The organism is Kosakonia radicincitans DSM 16656 (assembly GCF_000280495.2).
Classification (GTDB): domain Bacteria; phylum Pseudomonadota; class Gammaproteobacteria; order Enterobacterales; family Enterobacteriaceae; genus Kosakonia; species Kosakonia radicincitans.
Genome location: NZ_CP018016.1, coordinates 1,753,271 through 1,771,331, shown reverse-complemented (window position 1 = coordinate 1,771,331; position 18,061 = coordinate 1,753,271). Strand labels below are relative to the sequence as shown.

The following is an 18,061-nucleotide window of genomic DNA, read 5'->3' as shown; positions in this document are numbered from 1 at the left end:
TGGCAAATGTTGCTTAGCAGGCTGTGCTTTTTTAGCGCAACGGCGTAAACTCCGCGTCTCACTATTGGATCTCATGAAAAATGCAAAACTCTCCCGCCGCCGCCAGACCCGGCACGTTTGATTTTACATCGACGGCGTTCCTGATTGTCGCGTTCCTGACCGGCATTGCCGGTGCCCTGCAAACCCCCACGCTCAGCCTGTTTTTAACCAACGAAGTGCAAGTCCGCCCGGCGATGGTTGGTTTCTTTTTTACCGGCAGCGCGGTGATTGGCATTCTGGTCAGCCAGTTTCTTGCCGGACGTTCCGATCGCAAGGGCGATCGGAAGTCGCTGATTGTGTTCTGCTGCCTGCTGGGCATGTTGGCCTGCGTGCTTTTCGCCTGGAACCGCAACTACTTTGTTCTGCTGTTTGTCGGCGTGTTCCTCAGCAGTTTTGGTTCCACCTCCAACCCGCAGCTTTTTGCTCTGGCGCGTGAACATGCGGATCATACTGGTCGCGAGGCTGTGATGTTCAGCTCCATCCTGCGTGCGCAGGTCTCGCTGGCATGGGTGATTGGTCCGCCGATCGCTTACGCGCTGGCAATGGGCTTTGGTTTTACGGTGATGTATCTCTGCGCTGGCGCTGCGTTTATTGTCTGTGGCGCCATGGTGTGGCTGTTTTTGCCCACGATGCGCAAAGAACCCAAACTGAATTCGGCCGTGCTGGAAGCACCGCGCACGCATCGCCGCGATACACTTTTGTTGTTCGTAATTTGCACGCTGATGTGGGGCACTAATAGCCTGTATATCATTAATATGCCGCTGTTTATTATTGATGAATTGCATCTGTCGGAGAAACTGGCAGGGGTGATGATGGGCACTGCCGCCGGGCTGGAAATCCCGACCATGCTGATTGCGGGTTACTATGCGAAGCGTTTTGGTAAACGTTTTTTAATGCGCGTCAGCGCGGTTGCCGGGATCTTTTTCTATGTCGGGATGCTGACGGTGCATACGCCAGCCCTCCTGTTAGCTTTACAAGTGCTGAACGCTATTTATATCGGCATTCTCGCCGGGATTGGCATGCTCTATTTCCAGGATCTGATGCCTGGTCAGGCGGGTTCAGCCACCACCCTTTATACTAATACCACGCGTGTCGGCTGGATTATTGCCGGCTCTCTGGCAGGCGTGGTGGCAGAAATCTGGGACTATCACACGGTGTTCTGGATTGCGCTGGCGATGACGCTGATAACCCAGCTCTGTCTGACGCGTATTAAAGATATTTAGGGCGCCGTCTGGCGTTCTAAATCGAGCAGGTAAACCATCGCATCAGCGCGATTCGAGCCGCACATATCGCGGCCCGGCTGCAACCCGGCGCACACTTTTGGGCGCAGCGGCGAAGCGAAGATTTTGCAACGCTGCTGTTCATCCAGCTGGACGCAGGGAGTGTTGGCCGGTTTACCATTGGGCATGCCGGGGATTGGGCTGGAGATGGACGGTGCGGTACAACACGCTCCACAGTCCGGGCGGCATTGCATAGTGGCTCTCTTTTTTGACGGCGCGCCGGGCTGGCGCGTACAGGGCGCAAACTACCATCTTTTGCAGCCCAAAGGCAAAACTCAGATTCCGCTTGCCTGGAATCCGCCGCGCGAGTAGTTTGTCGCGATATTTTTGTTATTTTAATCTCACAGGACCCTTGCAATGCCAAGAGCGAACGAAATTAAAAAAGGTATGGTGCTGAATTACAACGGCAAGCTGCTGATTGTGAAAGATATTGATATCCAGGCACCGAGCGCCCGTGGCGCAGCGACACTGTACAAGATGCGTTTTTCCGATGTCCGTACCGGGTTGAAAGTGGAAGAGCGTTTTAAAGGCGATGATATCCTCGATACCGTTACCCTGAACCGCCGCTTTGTTGACTTCTCTTACATTGATGGCAACGAATACGTGTTCATGGATAAAGAAGATTACACGCCGTATACCTTCACGAAAGATCAGATTGAAGAAGAGCTGCAGTTTATTCCGGAAGGCGGCATGCCGGATATGCAGGTTCTGCTGTGGGATGGCCAGCTGCTGGCGCTCGAACTGCCGCAGACTGTCGATCTTGAAATCGTGGAAACGGCTCCGGGCATTAAAGGTGCTTCTGCCAGCTCCCGTACCAAACCCGCCACCCTGAATACTGGCCTGGTTGTGCAGGTGCCGGAATATCTGACCACCGGTGAGAAGATCCGCATCCATATCGAAGAGCGCCGCTACATGGGCCGCGCTGACTGATCTCGTGTTGCCATGAAAAAAACCACTTCAATGAAGTGGCTTTTTTTTGCCTGATGGCGCTTTGCTTTACATCAGAACGACATTACAGCAAATCGCGGAACAGGGTTTTCTTCAGCGCCAGCTCAACGCCGCGCACTTCCGCCATCCCTTTCAGACGACCAATCGCCGAGTAACCCGGGTTAGTTTTCTTGCGCAGATCGTCCAGCATCTGGTGACCATGATCCGGGCGGAACGGGATCGGGCGCAGATCGCCTGCTTTCTTGCGGCGCTGCTCTTCAGTCAGAATCGCTGCCACAACAGAGACCATATCCACATCGCCCTGCAAATGCGCAGCCTCGTGGAAGGTTTTCGGGTTATCTTCACGGCACGTTGAACGCAGGTGCGTAAAGTGAATGCGATCGCCGAAGGTTTCAATCATCCGCACCAGATCGTTATCAGCACGCACACCGTATGAACCGGTACACATGGTGAAGCCGTTATTGATGCTGTCGACAGCTTCTTTCAGCCACTGCATATCTTCAATAGTCGAAACGATACGCGGCAGGCCGAGGATTGGACGCGGCGGATCGTCCGGGTGAACCGCCAGACGTACGCCCACTTCCTGAGCAACCGGCACAATAGCGCGCAGGAAATAAGCCATGTTTTCACGCAGTTGCGCTTTATCGATACCATCATATTCCGCCAGACGCGCACGGAACTGATCCAGCGTATAACCCTCTTCGGCGCCCGGCAGACCGGCGATGATATTGCGTGTCAGCTTTTCGACTTCCGCATCGCTCATCGCGTTGAAGTAAGCCTGCGCCTGGCGCTGCTCTTCTTCGCTGTAGTCCGCTTCCGCGCCTGGGCGTTTCAGGATATGCAGCTCGAAAGCGGCGAAGGCGATCTGGTCGAAACGCAGCGCTTTGGAACCGTCCGGCAATTGATATTCAAGATCAGTACGCGTCCAGTCGAGGATCGGCATAAAGTTGTAGCAGACAGTATCGATACCGCAGGTCGCCAGGTTACGGATGCTCTGCTGGTAATTGGCGATCCAGGTTTCATACTGGCCGGAATGGGTTTTGATATCTTCATGTACCGGGATACTCTCCACTACCGACCAGGTCAGCCCTTTTTCTGCCAGTAGCGCCTGACGCGCCTTGATCTCCTCAACCGGCCACACCTGACCATTTGGGATATGGTGCAGCGCAGTGACCACGCCGGTTGCACCTGCCTGCCGCACATCGTCAAGAGATACCGGATCGTTCGGTCCATACCAACGCCAGGTTTGTTCCATCGCCTTACCCTCTAAAGTTGTTATACCAATACACATCATTGCATGACGACTACCATACATGTTTAGCTGGAAGGGTCAATTCCTCCCACAGCAATGATTGATCCAGCTCACATTCCCCGGATATTTAAGGCATACCAATTCTTTTTGCTGTCATATAACTTTACACTGCTGTTGTTAATTATTGGTTAATCAGGTGTATACAGATGAAGACTATTGCTTCCGCATTGCTTCCCGCCACGGTACAGCAACCTCAGTATGATCGCACACAGCTGCGCTCGCGAATTGTGCACTTCGGTTTTGGCGCATTTCATCGCGCGCATCAGGCGCTGTTAACCGACCGGGTGCTGAATACGCAGGGCGGTGACTGGGGGATTTGTGAAATCAGCTTATTCAGCGGTGATGTACTGATGTCGCAACTGCGCGAGCAGGATCATCTGTATACCGTGCTGGAGAAAGGCGCAACCAGCAACCAGCCGATTATTGTCGGCGCAGTCAATGAGTGTCTGAACGCAAAGCTCGATTCCCTGCCTGCCATCATTGAGAAATTTTGTGAGCCTCAGGTGGCGATTGTTTCGCTGACGATTACCGAAAAAGGCTACTGTATCGACCCGGCCAGCGGCCAGCTGGATCTGCACCAGCCACGTATTGAACATGACCTTCAACACCCGCACGAGCCGCATTCGGCGCCGGGCATTCTGGTTGAAGCGTTGTATCGTCGTCGTGAGCGCGGGTTGCCGCCATTTACTGTACTCCCCTGCGATAACATTCCCGACAACGGGCATATTGTGAAAAATGCGGTGTTGGGCATGGCAAACACCCGCTCACCGGAACTGGCGCACTGGATCGCGGAGAATGTCAGTTTCCCGGCGACAATGGTCGATCGCATTGTACCGGCAGCAACAGACGAATCGCTGGCGGAAATCAGCGATGTACTGGGCGTTTTCGACCCCTGCGCTATCAGCTGCGAGCCGTTTATTCAGTGGGTGATTGAAGATAATTTCGTCGCCGGGCGTCCGCAGTGGGAAGTCGCAGGCGTACAACTGGTGCAGGATGTGCAGCCGTGGGAACAGATGAAACTTCGTATGCTCAACGGCAGCCACTCTTTCCTTGCTTATCTGGGGTACCTGGCCGGTTTTGCGCATATTAATGACTGCATGCACGATGAAGCATTCCGCGAAGCAGCGCGTCGTCTGATGCTGGATGAGCAAGCGCCAACCTTGCGTATCACCGGTGTAGATCTGACAGCTTATGCTGACAGCCTGCTTGAACGCTTCGCTAACCCGGCGCTGAAACACCGCACCTGGCAAATCGCCATGGACGGTAGCCAAAAACTGCCGCAGCGCATACTGGACAGCGTTCGCGTCCATTTACAGCGGGAAAGTCACTGGCCGCTGCTGGCACTGGGCATTGCTGGCTGGATGCGTTATGTCAGCGGCGTGGATGATGCCGGGCAGCCTATTGATATTCGCGATCCGCTGGCGGATAAAATTCACGCCATTGTCGAAACCAGTAACGAAACTGAGCGCGTGGCTGCGCTGCTGGCGCTGAAGGAGATATTCGGTAACGATCTGCCACTTAATCCGTTGTTTGTCGATGCCGTTGGCGATGCATGGCAAAGCATTGTCGCCCATGGCGCTCACGGCGCGGTAAAACGCGTGCTCAGCGCTTAACAATTATTGCGATTTACGCGGATGGTTCGTGCTTTACACCGTCCGCGCCCTTCTCTTTTTTCATTTTTTTCTCCAGGATCACAAATTACCTACGTTTTATTGACGACTGGAGCTTTTGTGACCAAGACCAATCTCATTACTGGCTTTCTCGGAAGCGGCAAAACCACCTCTATTTTGCATCTGCTGGCGAATAAAGATCCGCAGGAGAAATGGGCTGTGCTGGTGAATGAATTTGGCGAAGTCGGTATCGACGGCGCATTGCTTGCCGACAGCGGCGCACTGCTTAAAGAGATCCCCGGTGGTTGCATGTGCTGCGTAAATGGTTTGCCGATGCAGGTGGGGCTGAACACCTTGCTGCGTCAGGGCAAGCCCGACCGTCTGTTAATTGAACCAACCGGGCTCGGCCACCCGAAACAGATCCTCAATATGCTGACGGACCCGGTCTATGAACCGTGGATTGACCTGCGCGCCACCCTCTGTTTGCTTGATCCACGCCAGTTGCTGGATGAGAAAGCGCTTACTAATGATAACTTCCGCGATCAACTGGCGGCTGCCGACATCATTGTCGCCAATAAGCAGGATCGCGCGACCATAGAGAGCCAGCAAGCACTGGAAGCATGGTGGTCCCGCTTCGGCGGCGATCGTCAGCGGGTCAGCGTCACCCAGGGCGCGATTGATGGCGCGTTGCTCGATCGCCCGCGTCGTAATCTGCGGGAACTCCCTTCCAGTGCCGCGCATGAGCATACGCACGGTGAGCGGAAAGGTCTTGCGGCGCTGAGCCTGCCTGCGCATCAACGCTGGCGTCGCAGTCTGAACAGCGGCCAGGGCCATCAGGCATGTGGCTGGATTTTTGATGAAGACACGGTGTTTGACACCATTGGCCTGCTTGAGTGGGTGCGCCATGCCCCAGTTGAGCGTGTCAAAGGCGTTATGCGCATACCGGAAGGCCTGCTGCGGGTGAATCGCCAGGGAGAGGATTTTCATCTCGAAACGCAGAATGTTGCGCCGCCGGATAGTCGAATCGAGCTAATTACCGCCTCAGAAGCGGACTGGAACATGCTTCAGTCCGCTTTGTTGAAGCTTCGTTTAAGTCAGGAGCACTAACGTTCCCCCTGTGTTTATTAAGAATCCTTAAGTAATGAAAACTCGTTTACCCTTGATTATTTTGCTGAACGCCATCGGGCTGGCGTTGTTTATGTGCTGGTATCTGCCTGTAAATCATGGTTTTTGGTTTCCGCTAGACTCGGCCATTTTCCACTTCTTCAACCGTGGGCTGGTAGAAAATCGTGCCTGGCTTTGGCTGGTGGCGCTAACCAATAACCGCGCGTTCGATGCCTGTTCGCTGGTCGCCATGGGCTGCCTGATGCTCTCGTTCTGGCTGCCAGCCGATCGCACCGGCCGTCGCCGTGTGGTAATCATTGGTTTGACCATGTTATTGATTGCTGTAGTGGTAAACCAGCTGGCGCAGCATCTGATGCCGGTACAACGCGCAAGCCCGTCCCTCTACTTTACCGATATTCACCGCGTCAGCGAGCTGCTCGATTTCCCGACCAAAGATGCCTCGAAGGATAGTTTCCCCGGTGACCACGGAATGATGTTGCTTATTTTCGCTGCGGTGATGTGGCGTTATTTCGGCAAAAAAGCATTTGGCATTGCCCTGATTATTTTTGTGGTTTTTGCCTTCCCACGCGTCATGATCGGTGCACACTGGTTTACAGATATTGCTGTTGGTTCGTTATCCGCCGTGCTGATTGGTCTGCCGTGGTGCCTGTTAACGCCGTTAAGCGATAAAATTATCGCTTTGTTCGATCGTTATTTGCCTGGAAATAACAAACTTTAAACAATCACCCAACATCAATAAATGTCATCCATTAGGGATCGTTTTCGATCCCTAATTCAAATCTGCCGCCTTTTCCCACTATTGTCATTTTCCTGTCATGGTAAACTGCATATGAATTAGCACATTGCGTGCTTTTTACACTGCACGGGTTAATATTTGAGCATTTCAGGAAATTCACTTTCTGTATCATAATTTCTTATAAAAAAATGCAGAAAAGCGCTCGCCATGCCCAGGATGTTCAGGTAACCTCGGTTCGTCTTGTCGCAAAGAGTGCTGTTATTCTCGTTGTGCGTTTTTTTGTGCGTTCTTCCACAAATCTATGCCGGAGTAATTGTCTCGATGCCTTCAGATAATTAATCTCGCTGCGTTGGCATTTTTATAACGATATTTATCGTTAAGGACTTCAAGGGAAAATAAGTAACATGGTCAAATCTCAGCCGATTTTGAGATATATCTTGCGGGCGATCCCTGCAATTGCAGTAGCGGTACTGCTCTCTGCTTGTTCTACAAATACCGCAAAGAACATGCATTCTGAGACGCTTGCTGTGGGTGAAGACAGTTCTTCACTGCAAACCTCTCAGGATGAATTTGAAAATATGGTTCGTAATCTGGACGTAAAAAGCCGCATTATGGATCAATATGCTGACTGGAAAGGCGTTCGCTACCGTCTCGGCGGCGACACCAAAAAAGGCATCGACTGTTCTGGTTTCGTGCAGCGCACCTTCCGTGAACAGTTTGGGTTAGAACTGCCGCGTTCCACATGGGAACAGCAGGAAACCGGTAAGTCCATCTCGCGCACCAGTTTGCGTACGGGCGATCTGGTTCTGTTCAGGGCGGGTTCAACGGGTCGACACGTTGGCATCTACATTGGCAATAACCAGTTTGTTCATGCTTCCACCAGTAACGGTGTGATGATTTCCAGCATGGATGAGCCTTACTGGAAGAAGCGCTACAACGAAGCGCGACGCATCCTGACACGCAGCTAATTGCTTAATGCCGGTTTACCCTTGAGCTGGCGATTAAGTCTAAAAACACTGCTCCGGCGGTGTTTTTTTATGCCTGTTGTATGCCATCCCCTTCTTTTCAAGTTATAGTCCAGCAACTGTTGCTCCCGCATCTCTGAACGCCTGGAATGGACCTGACACTATGTTCAGCCGTTATTTTTCCCTGAATCGCAAAATTATACTGATAAGCCTAATCGCGGGAGTACTCTCTGCATTGATTGTCGGTGGACTGCAATTGGGGCTGGAGCAGCATAAACGCGAAGATCGCTATACCGCATTAGTGAACAATATCCAGCACTGGCTCTCAGGCTATCTCCGTGAAATACGAACAACAGCAGAATCGCTGCAACCGTTCACGCTGAATGAGTGTCATGTCGTCGTCAGCGAGCTGACCTCCAGAGCCGCATTCACGATTAACGTGCGAGCGTTTCTGCTGGTAAAAGATCAACGAGCCTTTTGCTCATCGGCCACCGGCGAGATGAGTATGGCAATGAAAGATCTGGTACCGGATATCGACCTGACGAAAAACATGGATATGGTGTTACTGCCCGGCACACCGATGATGCCGAACAAACCCGCCATCGCCGTCTGGTTTCGCAGCCCGCTCCGGGAGAACCGCGGGGTGTTCGCCACGCTGAATATCAATCTGACACCTTATATGCTCTATACCTCGCAACGCCCCGATCTGACCGGCGTGGCGCTGGGCATCGGCAATCGTGCCGTTTCTACCTTTTCACCCGGTTTAGTTGATCTGAGTACGATAACCCCGCCGCCGATACGAGCTACGCACATTGAAGGGTCGCCAATCACGTTTTATCTCTATGCAGAAAAGTGGCGATCAGAGGATATTCAATTCGCCGTGCTGCTTGGTGCCACTTTTGGCATACTTTTTGGCCTGCTGACAGCCTATATCCTGCAAAACAATCTCACCCCTGGCCGCGAGATCCTGACCGGTATCAAGCGCGATCAGTTCTATATTGTTTACCAGCCAGTGGTGGAAGCGAAAAATTTGCAGGTCACCGGCGTTGAAGTTCTGATGCGCTGGAAGCATCCAACGGCAGGTGAAATACCGCCGGATGCATTTATTCATTTTGCTGAAGCCCAGCAACTGATTGTGCCGTTAACGCAGCATCTGTTCCGTTTAATCGCCCACGATGCGCCGCGATTAAAGACATTGCTGCCCGAAGGCGCAAAACTGGGCATTAACATTGCCCCAGGTCACCTGCAAGATGAAACCTTTATGCAGGATATCCGCCAGCTATCACGTTCACTCCCCGCCCACCATTTCAGTATCGTACTGGAGATCACCGAGCGGGATATGTTGCGTTTTAACGAAGTGACTGCGCGGTTTGAGCAGCTTCGGGAAGAGGGCTACGAAACCGCTATTGATGATTTCGGCACCGGCCACAGCGCGCTGATTTATCTGGAACGTTTCACGCTGGACTACCTGAAAATCGACCGTGGCTTCGTCAATGCCATTGGCACAGAAACCGTGACGTCGCCCGTGCTTGATGCCGTGCTGACGCTGGCAAAAAAGCTGAATATGCTGACCGTCGCCGAAGGTGTTGAAACGCCAGAGCAAGCCCGATGGCTGCGCGAACATGGCGTTCATTATATGCAGGGCTACTATTTTAGCCGTCCGATGACGCTGCAACAGTTTACCGAATGGCAGCCGCCGCCATTTTCCGCCCTGCTATAGGCGCGAATTATTTCACAACCTGCCGGGCCTCCCTTATTATTCAATGATTAGAGGTTAAGGCGCCTGCTGCGCCGCCGTTCACAGGAACACAGCGAATGAAGTTTTTGCGTATTTCAGCTTTCGTGCTGGCGTTTGCCGCTCTGGCTTGTCAGGCCCAGACCATTAAAGAGAGCGACTCATTTGCCGTGATCGGCGAGCCTAAATACGCCATCAACTTTACCCATTTTGACTACGTGAATCCTGCCGCACCGAAAGGCGGTAGTGCAACGCTGTCGGTGATTGGCACCTTCGATAACTTCAACCGTTTTGCCATGCGGGGCAACGCCGCAGTCCGAACTGAATCACTGTACGATGCCCTGTTTACCACCTCCGATGATGAACCCGGCAGTTACTACCCGCTGGTCGCAGAAATGGCCCGCTATGCGGACGATTTCTCCTGGATGGAGGTTTCGCTGAACCCCCGCGCAACATTTCACGACGGTTCGCCCATCCGCGCCAGCGATGTGGCTTTTACCTTTCAAAAATTTATGACGGAAGGCGTGCCGCAATTTCGCCTGGTCTACAAGGGAACGACGGTGAAAGCGATTTCGCCGTTGACCGTACGCATTGTGCTGGCGAAACCGAGTAAAGAGAGCATGCTTAGCCTGCTGACGCTGCCAGTAATGCCGGAAAAATTCTGGAAAGATCACCGGCTGGATGAACCACTCTCGCGCCCTCCGCTGGGCAGCGGTCCTTATCGCATCAGCGCCTGGCGCATGGGGCAGTACATTACTTATAGTCGGGTCAAAGACTACTGGGGCGCGAATCTGCCGGTTAACCGCGGACGCTGGAATTTCGACGCGATCCGTTACGATTACTACCTCGACGATAATGTCGCGTTCGAAGCCTTTAAGGCGGGCGCATTCGATATGCGCAGCGAAAGTGATGCCAAAAACTGGGCCACGCGCTATACCGGCAGCAACTTCAGCCATGGTTATATTGTTAAAGATGAACAACCGAACGCATCAGCGCAGGATACTCGCTGGCTGGCGTTTAATATTCAGCGGCCGATTTTCAGCGATCGCCGCGTCCGCGAAGCCATCTCGCTGGCTTTTGATTTTGAATGGATGAACAAGGCGCTGTTTTACGGCGCCTACAGCCGCGCTAACAGCTATTTCCAGAACACTGAATACGCCGCGCGCGCTTATCCCGATGCGGACGAATTAGTCCTGCTGGCGCCGCTGAAATCACAAGTACCGCCGGAAGTTTTCACTTCCGTTTACACACCGGCAAAATCCGATGGCAGCGGTTATGACAGGGCTAATCTGCTCAAAGCCGATAAACTGCTGACGGAAGCGGGCTGGGTGCTGAAAAATCAGCGGCGAGTGAATGCGCAAACCGGCCAGCCTTTCACCTTTGAGCTGCTGCTGCCTTCCGGCGGCGATACCTTGTGGGTTCTCCCGTTCCAGCACAGCCTTGCACGCCTGGGCATCGATATGGAGGTGCGCCAGGTTGATAACTCGCAGGCCACCAGCCGCCTGCGCAGCCGCGATTACGATATGATGCCGCGCCTGTGGCGGGCGCAATTGTGGCCGAGTGAGGATCTGCAGATTGCCTGGAGCTCGCAATACATTGACTCTTCATATAACGCGCCCGGCGTCAAAAACCCGGCGGTGGATAATCTGATCGCGCAGATCGCGCACTGGCAGGGCAATAAGGAGAAACTGTTGCCTCTTGGTCGCGCACTGGATCGCGTGCTGACCTGGAATTACTACATGCTGCCAATGTGGTATATGTCGGCCGATCGCATCGCCTGGTGGGATAAATTCTCAATGCCTGGCGTTCGCCCGCTCTACTCACTGGGTTTTGACACCTGGTGGTATGACGTAAATAAAGCGGCAAAATTGCCCGCAGCCAGACGTTAAGGAGATCGGATGGGCGCCTATATCATTCGTCGCTTATTGCTGATAATTCCCACTCTCTGGGCCATTATCACCATTAACTTTTTCATCGTGCAGATTGCCCCCGGCGGCCCTGTCGATCAGGCTATTGCCGCCATCGAGTTTGGCGATCATAGCGCATTGCCCGGTAGCGGCGCAGGCGGTATGGGCGCAACCCATGCGCGAACCGGCGTGGGCGATGTTCTCAGTAACGACAGCCACTATCGCGGCGGGCGCGGCCTCGATCCGCAAGTCATCGAAGAGATCAAAAAGCGCTATGGTTTTGATAAGCCGCTATACCAGCGCTACTTCAAAATGCTGTGGGATTATATACGCTTCGACTTCGGTGACAGCCTGTTTCGCAGCGCCTCAGTGCTGCAATTAATCAAAGACAGCCTGCCGGTTTCTATCTCTGTTAGCCTGTGGGCAATGCTTATCGTCTATCTGGTGTCGATACCGCTCGGCATTCGCAAAGCGGTCTACAACGGCAGTCGTTTCGACATCTGGAGCAGCGCGGTCATTATCGTTGGCTATTCAATCCCCTCTTTCCTGTTCGCGATCCTGCTGATTATCTTTTTTTCCGGCGGCAGCTATTACGATATTTTCCCGCTTCGCGGACTGGTCTCGACAAATTTTGACACGCTGCCCTGGTATCAAAAAATCACCGACTACCTGTGGCATATCACTCTGCCGGTACTGGCTTCGGTGATTGGCGGATTAGCCGCGCTGACGATGCTGACCAAGAACTCCTTTCTGGATGAGATCCGCAAACAGTATGTGGTTACTGCTCGCGCCAAAGGCGTCAGCGAGCGCAATATCATGCGCAAACATGTGTTCCGCAACGCCATGCTGCTGGTGATTGCCGGTTTTCCTGCCACCTTTATCAGCATGTTTTTTACCGGTTCACTATTGATTGAAGTGATTTTTTCGCTTAACGGTCTTGGCCTGCTGGGCTATGAAGCCACGCTCTCGCGGGATTACCCGGTTATGTTTGGCACACTCTATATTTTCTCTCTGATCGGCCTGCTGCTGAATATCCTCAGTGATATCACTTATACGCTGGTGGATCCGCGAATCGATTTCGAGGGACGCTGATGTTTCAACTTAGCTATGTCAACCAGATGCGCTGGGAGCGCTTTCGCCATAACCGGCGCGGCTACTGGTCGCTATGGATCTTTTTAACCATTTTTATTCTCAGCCTGTTTGCCGAGTTGGTGGCGAATGACCGACCACTGCTGGTGCGTTATGAAGGGCACTGGTATGTCCCACTGGTTAAAAATTACAGTGAAAGCGATTTTGGCGGCCCGCTGGCCACGGCAGCGGATTATCAGGATCCGTGGCTGAAAAAGCAGCTTGAAGAGCACGGCTGGGCGTTGTGGGCGCCGGTGCGATTCGGCGCGCGCAGCATTAACTACGACACCGCTACGCCCTTTCCCTCACCGCCTTCAGCACAGAACTGGCTTGGCACCGATGCAAATGGCGGCGACGTTCTGGCGCGGATCCTCTACGGTACGCGAATTTCGCTGCTGTTCGGCCTGATGTTGACCTTTTGTACCAGTGTGATTGGCATCATGGCTGGCGCATTACAAGGCTATTACGGCGGTAAAATCGACCTGCTTGGACAACGTTTTATTGAAGTCTGGTCAGGTCTGCCAACGCTATTTTTAATTATTTTGCTCTCCAGCGTGATCCAGCCAGGCTTCTGGTGGCTGTTGGGTATCACTGTGCTGTTCGGCTGGATGACGCTGGTCAGCGTGGTTCGCGCTGAATTCCTGCGCACACGTAACTTTGACTATATCCGTGCCGCTCAGGCGCTGGGGGTTAGCGATCGCGCGATTATGCTGCGCCATATGTTGCCTAATGCGATGGTCGCCACCCTGACGCTGCTGCCGTTCGTGCTTTGCGGCTCAGTGGGAACGCTGACTTCGCTGGATTTCCTCGGCTTTGGTTTGCCGCTTGGCTCGCCGTCGCTGGGTGAGTTGCTGTTACAGGGGAAAAATAACTTACAGGCGCCGTGGCTGGGGATTGCCGCGTTCGTCTCCACCGCCCTGCTACTTTCGCTGCTGATTTTTATCGGCGAAGCGGTGCGCGACGCATTTGATCCGAATAAGGCGGTGTAATCATGGCCACTCCCCTGCTCTCTATCGATTCCCTCTCTATTGCTTTTCGTCAGCAGCAGACGTTACGCACCGTCGTCAGCGATCTCTCCTTGCGTATCGAAGCCGGTGAAACGCTGGCGCTGGTGGGTGAATCCGGTTCCGGCAAAAGCGTCAGTGCACTGTCGATCCTGCGCCTGCTGCCCTCGCCGCCGGTGGTTTATCCTGCTGGCGAAATTTTGTTCCACGGAGAGTCGCTGCTGCATGCCAGTGAACGCACGCTACGCGGTGTGCGCGGCAACACCATCGCCATGATTTTCCAGGAACCCATGGTGTCGCTTAACCCGCTACACACGCTGGAAAAACAGCTTTATGAGGTGTTATCGCTGCACAGAGGAATGCGTCGTGAAGCCGCGCGCGCGGAGATCCTTGATTGTCTGGATCGAGTAGGAATACGAAACGCACGCCAGCGTTTAGGGGATTTCCCACATCAATTTTCCGGCGGCGAACGCCAGCGCGTGATGATCGCCATGGCGCTGTTGACGCGCCCGGAGCTGCTGATTGCTGACGAACCCACCACCGCGCTGGATGTTACCGTGCAGGCGCAAATTCTGAAACTGCTGCGCGAACTGCGCGATGAGTTGAATATGGGGCTGCTATTTATCACCCATGATTTAGGCATCGTGCGCAAGCTGGCAGACAACGTTGCTGTGATGCAAAACGGTCGCTGCGTCGAGCAAAACAGCGCTCAGGCGTTGTTCAGCACGCCAGTGCATCCCTACACCCAGCGGTTGCTCAACAGCGAGCCATCAGGCGATCCCGTTCCGCTCCCTGACGATGCGCCGCCGTTACTGGAAGTACAAAATCTCGGTGTCAGCTGCCCGGTGCATAAAGGGATTTTTAAGCGTGTGATCGCGCATAATCAGGTGGTGCGTAATATCAACTTTTCTCTACGGGCGGGTGAAACGCTGGGGCTGGTAGGCGAATCGGGGTCCGGTAAAAGCACAACCGGGCTTGCGCTGCTGCGTCTGGTGGCTTCGCAGGGCACGATTTTTTTTGATGGGAAGCCGTTGCATCTCTGGAATCGTCAGCAGATGCTGCCGGTGCGTCATCGCATCCAGGTGGTGTTTCAGGATCCCAATTCCGCGCTCAATCCTCGTCTCAACGCACAGCAAATTATCGAAGAGGGCTTGCGGGTGCATCACCCCGCGTTAACGCGCAGTGCCCGCGAGCAGCGGGTGATTGAAGTGATGCAGGAAGTGGGCCTGGATCCCGAAACACGGCGGCGTTTTCCCGGCGAGTTTTCCGGCGGCCAGCGCCAGCGCATTGCGATTGCCCGTGCGCTGATCCTGAAGCCGGAACTGATCATTCTGGATGAACCCACCTCATCGCTGGATCGCACCGTGCAGGCGCAGATTCTTACATTGCTTAAGTCTTTACAGCAAACGCACCGGCTGGCGTATATCTTCATCAGCCACGATTTGCAGGTGATCCGCGCGTTATGTCATCAGGTCATTGTGCTGAAACAGGGTGAAGTCGTTGAGCAGGGTGAATGTCAGCGTATTTTTAGCGCGCCGGAACAGGCATATACACGTCAGCTGTTGTCATTACGCTGACGTTCAGAACGGGTTTTGGCGGGAGAATGGCTCGGCGATGGCAACGCCAAAGTTTTTCAGGCGGCAGGTCGCGGCGAACTCATCCTGGCAGTTGACGAACAGGCACGGCTCCCCTTCGCACTCCAGAACGGAACAATCCACTTCAATATCACTCAACGCCTGGCTGAGCTTGTGCATCACCGGCCAGGCATTATCACCATCCGGACTGAGCAGTTTTAAGGCGACAAGGCTGTCTTCCGCAGACTGACCATTTTGCGGAATCGGTTCAACTTTTGCGCCTGCAAAACCATCCAGCCAGCGATAAGACTGGGGCAGACGATGGATGATGGAGAGCTGTAATGTATTCACTTTCTTTCCCCAGAAGTACTTACACTTCACAAATATTTCACATCTAGATTAACACAATATTGACAATTCATCTTGTCAACTACGCAGAAAAGGTCACATCCCGCGCAGCGTATGGGCTGGCTGCTCATTTATCTGGGTTTTAATGGGTAAGCAACGGACCGTGTTTCGCGCTATATGTACCCGTTTCTGCGATCTAACTCAACCTTTTTCACTACAATGATGTGACTTTTTACACTAATTGATTTTACATAAAATAAACAAATGCGGGCGAATGTATGTCGTTTCTGGTTGACATGCATCAAAAAAGGGAACGTTTTCACGCTCCCTTTGGTGAGGATTCAGGCAGGTTTCTTTGAACGGCTGGCGTAGAGGTAAAAGAGGATTGAGCTGGTCGCACAAAAGGTGATCGACCAGATCATTGGCCAGGCGGTGTTAAAGGCCGCCATCGACAACAACGCGCCGACAATCGCGCCGATGCCGAAACGGAACGTGCCCGCCAGCGACGAGGCCGTTCCTGCCATATGCGGGAATTCATCAAGAATTACGGCCATCGCATTGGATGCCACCAGCGATACACAGCCGACAAATGCCGCCACGCCGAGCACCAGCGCCCAGAAGCCCACACCCAACAAGGCTGTCATTACCATCCAGATAGCCATCGCGAACTGGATCCACAACCCACTACGGAACATGTTCAGCGCGCCGACACGACGCACAAAACGGCCGTTGATAATCGTCATGATAAACAGGAACACAATATTCAGCGCAAAGTAATAACCAAAATTCTGCGGTGAAACGTGGTTGATTTGGATATAGACGAACGGCCCGGCGCTGAGAAAGGAGAACATTCCGGCAAAGCTGAAGCCGCTCGCCAGCATATAGCTCAGCACACGTTTGTGGCGAAACAGCGAAGCAAAGTTGACGATGGTGGTGCGCAGGTGAAACTTATGCCGTTTCTCAACGGGCAGCGTTTCGGGGATAAACAGCATAATCATCACCGACGCCAGCAGCGCGGCAATCGCCAGGATCCAGAAAATAGCATGCCAGCTAAACCAGACCAGCACCGCGCCGCCGACCATTGGTGCCAGCAATGGCGCAATAGTGGTGACCAGCATGACAAACGACATCATGCGCGAGAACTCCTCACGCGGGTAGATATCGCGCATCAGGGCGTTGATCACCACGCTCGATGCCGCTGCTGCCAGACCGTGGAAAAAGCGCATGGTGATCAGTTGATCGATGCTCTGTGCCAGCGCGCAAGTGACAGCCGCGGCGGCAAAGATCAGCGTACCGCCAAGAATAACCGGCTTACGCCCGATGCTGTCGGCCATCGGCCCGTACAGCAACTGCCCCACCGCAAACCCCAGAATATAGGTGCTGAGGGTCATCTGCGCGCTGCCCGCCGGGACGCCAAACTGCTCGGCGATCACCGGCAGTGCCGGCAGATACATATCAATGGATAACGGCATCAGCATGGCCAACAGGCCAAGAATGAACACTATACTCAGTGAAGAGTGTGGCCTGCTGGTCACGAAGATCTCCTGAAATTAACGAAAAGGCATGCCAACGCTGGCGATTTCATCTTCTGTCAGCGGCCGATACTCGCCGGGAGCCAGATCCTCATCCAGCGCAATCGCGCCGATCCGCTCGCGGTGCAGCGCGACGACATGGTTACCGACAGCCGCAAACATGCGTTTCACCTGATGATAGCGGCCTTCGCTGATGGTCAGGCGCACCTGCGTCGGGGTGATCACTTCCAGCTCTGCGGGTTTGGTGAGATCTTTCTCGTTATGCAACTGGATGCCATGAGCAAACTGCGCGGCGGTATCTTCGCTGACCGGAGACTCGAGCGTCACCAGATAGGTTTTTTCGCAGTGATGGCGCGGCGAAGTAATGCGGTGCGACCATTGACCATCATCGGTCATCAGCACCAACCCGGTAGTGTCGATATCCAGACGCCCCGCGGCATGCAGCTTGTGGGCAACCGGTTCATCAAGAAAATAGAGCACGGTGGGATGATCCGGATCGTCGGTAGAACAGACGTAACCTTCCGGTTTATGCAGCATAAAATAGCGCGGGCCATTCTGCTGAACCAGGGTGTTGCCCTCGTATTCAACCTCGTGCTCAGGTTGCAGTTTAAAGGCTGTATCTCTGACGATGTCGCCATCGACGGTAACACGGCTGGCGCGGATTTCACGCCCGGCAATCGCCCGGCTGACGCTAAGCTGCTGAGCGATAAACTTATCAAGTCGCATGAATTTTTCTGGCCTGTATGGTGCTGGGTGCGGGCAAAACGCCCACAAGAAGAAATGAGTACCCTGACAGTATAACGAGCATCACAAACCGC

Annotated in this window: 16 protein-coding genes; 11 read left to right on the top strand and 5 right to left on the bottom strand. The window is 53.6% G+C overall.

Translation table 11 applies throughout. From position 1 onward, the window contains the following. Nucleotides 1-80: 80 nt before the first annotated feature. A complete protein-coding gene (gene setB / locus Y71_RS08685) occupies nucleotides 81-1,262 on the top strand; it encodes a sugar efflux transporter SetB (protein WP_007371159.1) in 1,182 nt (393 codons plus the stop codon). Here setB and Y71_RS08680 read toward each other — a convergent pair. Next, nucleotides 1,259-1,513 (bottom strand): YkgJ family cysteine cluster protein, encoded by a 255-nt coding sequence (locus tag Y71_RS08680; RefSeq protein ID WP_035888848.1) that lies wholly within the window; start codon nucleotides 1,511-1,513, stop codon nucleotides 1,259-1,261. The two genes, setB and Y71_RS08680, sit on opposite strands and share 4 nt — an antisense overlap. Nucleotides 1,514-1,676: 163 nt before the next feature. Here Y71_RS08680 and yeiP point away from each other — a divergent pair, with 163 nt between their 5' ends. Further along, nucleotides 1,677-2,249: an elongation factor P-like protein YeiP gene (gene yeiP, locus Y71_RS08675; protein ID WP_007371156.1), complete on the top strand. Its 573-nt coding sequence runs from the start codon at nucleotides 1,677-1,679 to the stop codon at nucleotides 2,247-2,249. Nucleotides 2,250-2,331: 82 nt separating this feature from the next. Here yeiP and uxuA read toward each other — a convergent pair whose 3' ends face one another. Next, nucleotides 2,332-3,522, bottom strand: a complete 1,191-nt coding sequence (uxuA, locus tag Y71_RS08670; RefSeq protein ID WP_007371155.1) for a mannonate dehydratase — start codon at nucleotides 3,520-3,522, stop codon at nucleotides 2,332-2,334. A gap of 203 nt (nucleotides 3,523-3,725) precedes the next feature. On the opposite strand from uxuA, the gene Y71_RS08665 reads away from it, so the two are divergent. From Y71_RS08665 to yejF, 9 genes are all read left to right on the top strand, one after another. Then, the gene (locus Y71_RS08665; protein WP_007371154.1) at nucleotides 3,726-5,192 is read left to right on the top strand and encodes a mannitol dehydrogenase family protein; all 1,467 of its coding nucleotides are present in this window, start codon (nucleotides 3,726-3,728) and stop codon (nucleotides 5,190-5,192) included. Nucleotides 5,193-5,309: 117 nt separating this feature from the next. Next, complete coding sequence (locus Y71_RS08660; RefSeq protein WP_007371153.1) at nucleotides 5,310-6,296, top strand: CobW family GTP-binding protein; 987 nt, start codon at nucleotides 5,310-5,312, stop codon at nucleotides 6,294-6,296. A 34-nt stretch (nucleotides 6,297-6,330) separates the two neighbouring features. After that, the gene (locus Y71_RS08655) at nucleotides 6,331-7,032 is read left to right on the top strand and encodes a phosphatase PAP2 family protein (protein WP_007371152.1); all 702 of its coding nucleotides are present in this window, start codon (nucleotides 6,331-6,333) and stop codon (nucleotides 7,030-7,032) included. Between the two features lie 422 nt (nucleotides 7,033-7,454). After that, the gene (gene mepS / locus Y71_RS08650) at nucleotides 7,455-8,018 is read left to right on the top strand and encodes a bifunctional murein DD-endopeptidase/murein LD-carboxypeptidase (RefSeq protein ID WP_007371151.1); all 564 of its coding nucleotides are present in this window, start codon (nucleotides 7,455-7,457) and stop codon (nucleotides 8,016-8,018) included. A gap of 160 nt (nucleotides 8,019-8,178) precedes the next feature. Further along, nucleotides 8,179-9,735, top strand: a complete 1,557-nt coding sequence (locus Y71_RS08645) for a cyclic di-GMP phosphodiesterase (RefSeq protein ID WP_007371150.1) — start codon at nucleotides 8,179-8,181, stop codon at nucleotides 9,733-9,735. A 95-nt stretch (nucleotides 9,736-9,830) separates the two neighbouring features. Then, entirely contained in the window at nucleotides 9,831-11,639 is a 1,809-nt protein-coding gene (locus Y71_RS08640; RefSeq protein ID WP_035888842.1) for an extracellular solute-binding protein, read from the top strand. 9 nt (nucleotides 11,640-11,648) lie between these two features. Continuing rightward, on the top strand, nucleotides 11,649-12,749 hold the full coding sequence (locus tag Y71_RS08635; protein WP_007371148.1) for a microcin C ABC transporter permease YejB: 1,101 nt from the start codon (nucleotides 11,649-11,651) through the stop codon (nucleotides 12,747-12,749). Further along, nucleotides 12,749-13,774 carry a microcin C ABC transporter permease gene (locus Y71_RS08630; RefSeq protein ID WP_007371147.1) on the top strand — a complete coding sequence of 342 codons (1,026 nt, stop codon included), beginning with the start codon at nucleotides 12,749-12,751 and terminating at the stop codon, nucleotides 13,772-13,774. Before Y71_RS08635 ends, Y71_RS08630 begins: the two co-directional genes overlap by 1 nt. Nucleotides 13,775-13,776: 2 nt before the next feature. Then, a complete protein-coding gene (yejF, locus tag Y71_RS08625) occupies nucleotides 13,777-15,366 on the top strand; it encodes a microcin C ABC transporter ATP-binding protein YejF (protein WP_007371146.1) in 1,590 nt (529 codons plus the stop codon). A 3-nt stretch (nucleotides 15,367-15,369) separates the two neighbouring features. Here the strand turns inward: yejF and Y71_RS08620 are convergent, their stop codons facing one another. From Y71_RS08620 to rsuA, 3 genes are all read right to left on the bottom strand, one after another. After that, a complete protein-coding gene (locus Y71_RS08620) occupies nucleotides 15,370-15,714 on the bottom strand; it encodes a YejG family protein (RefSeq protein ID WP_007371145.1) in 345 nt (114 codons plus the stop codon). A 338-nt stretch (nucleotides 15,715-16,052) separates the two neighbouring features. Continuing rightward, nucleotides 16,053-17,246: a Bcr/CflA family multidrug efflux MFS transporter gene (locus tag Y71_RS08615; RefSeq protein WP_035942167.1), complete on the bottom strand. Its 1,194-nt coding sequence runs from the start codon at nucleotides 17,244-17,246 to the stop codon at nucleotides 16,053-16,055. A 15-nt stretch (nucleotides 17,247-17,261) separates the two neighbouring features. Beyond that, nucleotides 17,262-17,969, bottom strand: a complete 708-nt coding sequence (gene rsuA, locus Y71_RS08610) for a 16S rRNA pseudouridine(516) synthase RsuA (RefSeq protein WP_007371143.1) — start codon at nucleotides 17,967-17,969, stop codon at nucleotides 17,262-17,264. Nucleotides 17,970-18,061 lie beyond the last annotated feature (92 nt).

What these genes read in the sequence shown, in the direction of transcription:
- Y71_RS08635 (WP_007371148.1), top strand. Translation starts at nt 11,649, where the DNA reads ATGGGCGCCTATATCATTCGTCGCTTATTGCTGATAATTCCCACTCTC.
- Y71_RS08680 (WP_035888848.1), bottom strand. Translation starts at nt 1,513, where the DNA reads ATGCAATGCCGCCCGGACTGTGGAGCGTGTTGTACCGCACCGTCCATC.
- Y71_RS08630 (WP_007371147.1), top strand. Translation starts at nt 12,749, where the DNA reads ATGTTTCAACTTAGCTATGTCAACCAGATGCGCTGGGAGCGCTTTCGC.
- Y71_RS08645 (WP_007371150.1), top strand. Translation starts at nt 8,179, where the DNA reads ATGTTCAGCCGTTATTTTTCCCTGAATCGCAAAATTATACTGATAAGC.
- Y71_RS08655 (WP_007371152.1), top strand. Translation starts at nt 6,331, where the DNA reads ATGAAAACTCGTTTACCCTTGATTATTTTGCTGAACGCCATCGGGCTG.
- Y71_RS08640 (WP_035888842.1), top strand. Translation starts at nt 9,831, where the DNA reads ATGAAGTTTTTGCGTATTTCAGCTTTCGTGCTGGCGTTTGCCGCTCTG.
- setB (WP_007371159.1), top strand. Translation starts at nt 81, where the DNA reads ATGCAAAACTCTCCCGCCGCCGCCAGACCCGGCACGTTTGATTTTACA.
- yeiP (WP_007371156.1), top strand. Translation starts at nt 1,677, where the DNA reads ATGCCAAGAGCGAACGAAATTAAAAAAGGTATGGTGCTGAATTACAAC.
- mepS (WP_007371151.1), top strand. Translation starts at nt 7,455, where the DNA reads ATGGTCAAATCTCAGCCGATTTTGAGATATATCTTGCGGGCGATCCCT.
- Y71_RS08665 (WP_007371154.1), top strand. Translation starts at nt 3,726, where the DNA reads ATGAAGACTATTGCTTCCGCATTGCTTCCCGCCACGGTACAGCAACCT.
- yejF (WP_007371146.1), top strand. Translation starts at nt 13,777, where the DNA reads ATGGCCACTCCCCTGCTCTCTATCGATTCCCTCTCTATTGCTTTTCGT.
- uxuA (WP_007371155.1), bottom strand. Translation starts at nt 3,522, where the DNA reads ATGGAACAAACCTGGCGTTGGTATGGACCGAACGATCCGGTATCTCTT.
- rsuA (WP_007371143.1), bottom strand. Translation starts at nt 17,969, where the DNA reads ATGCGACTTGATAAGTTTATCGCTCAGCAGCTTAGCGTCAGCCGGGCG.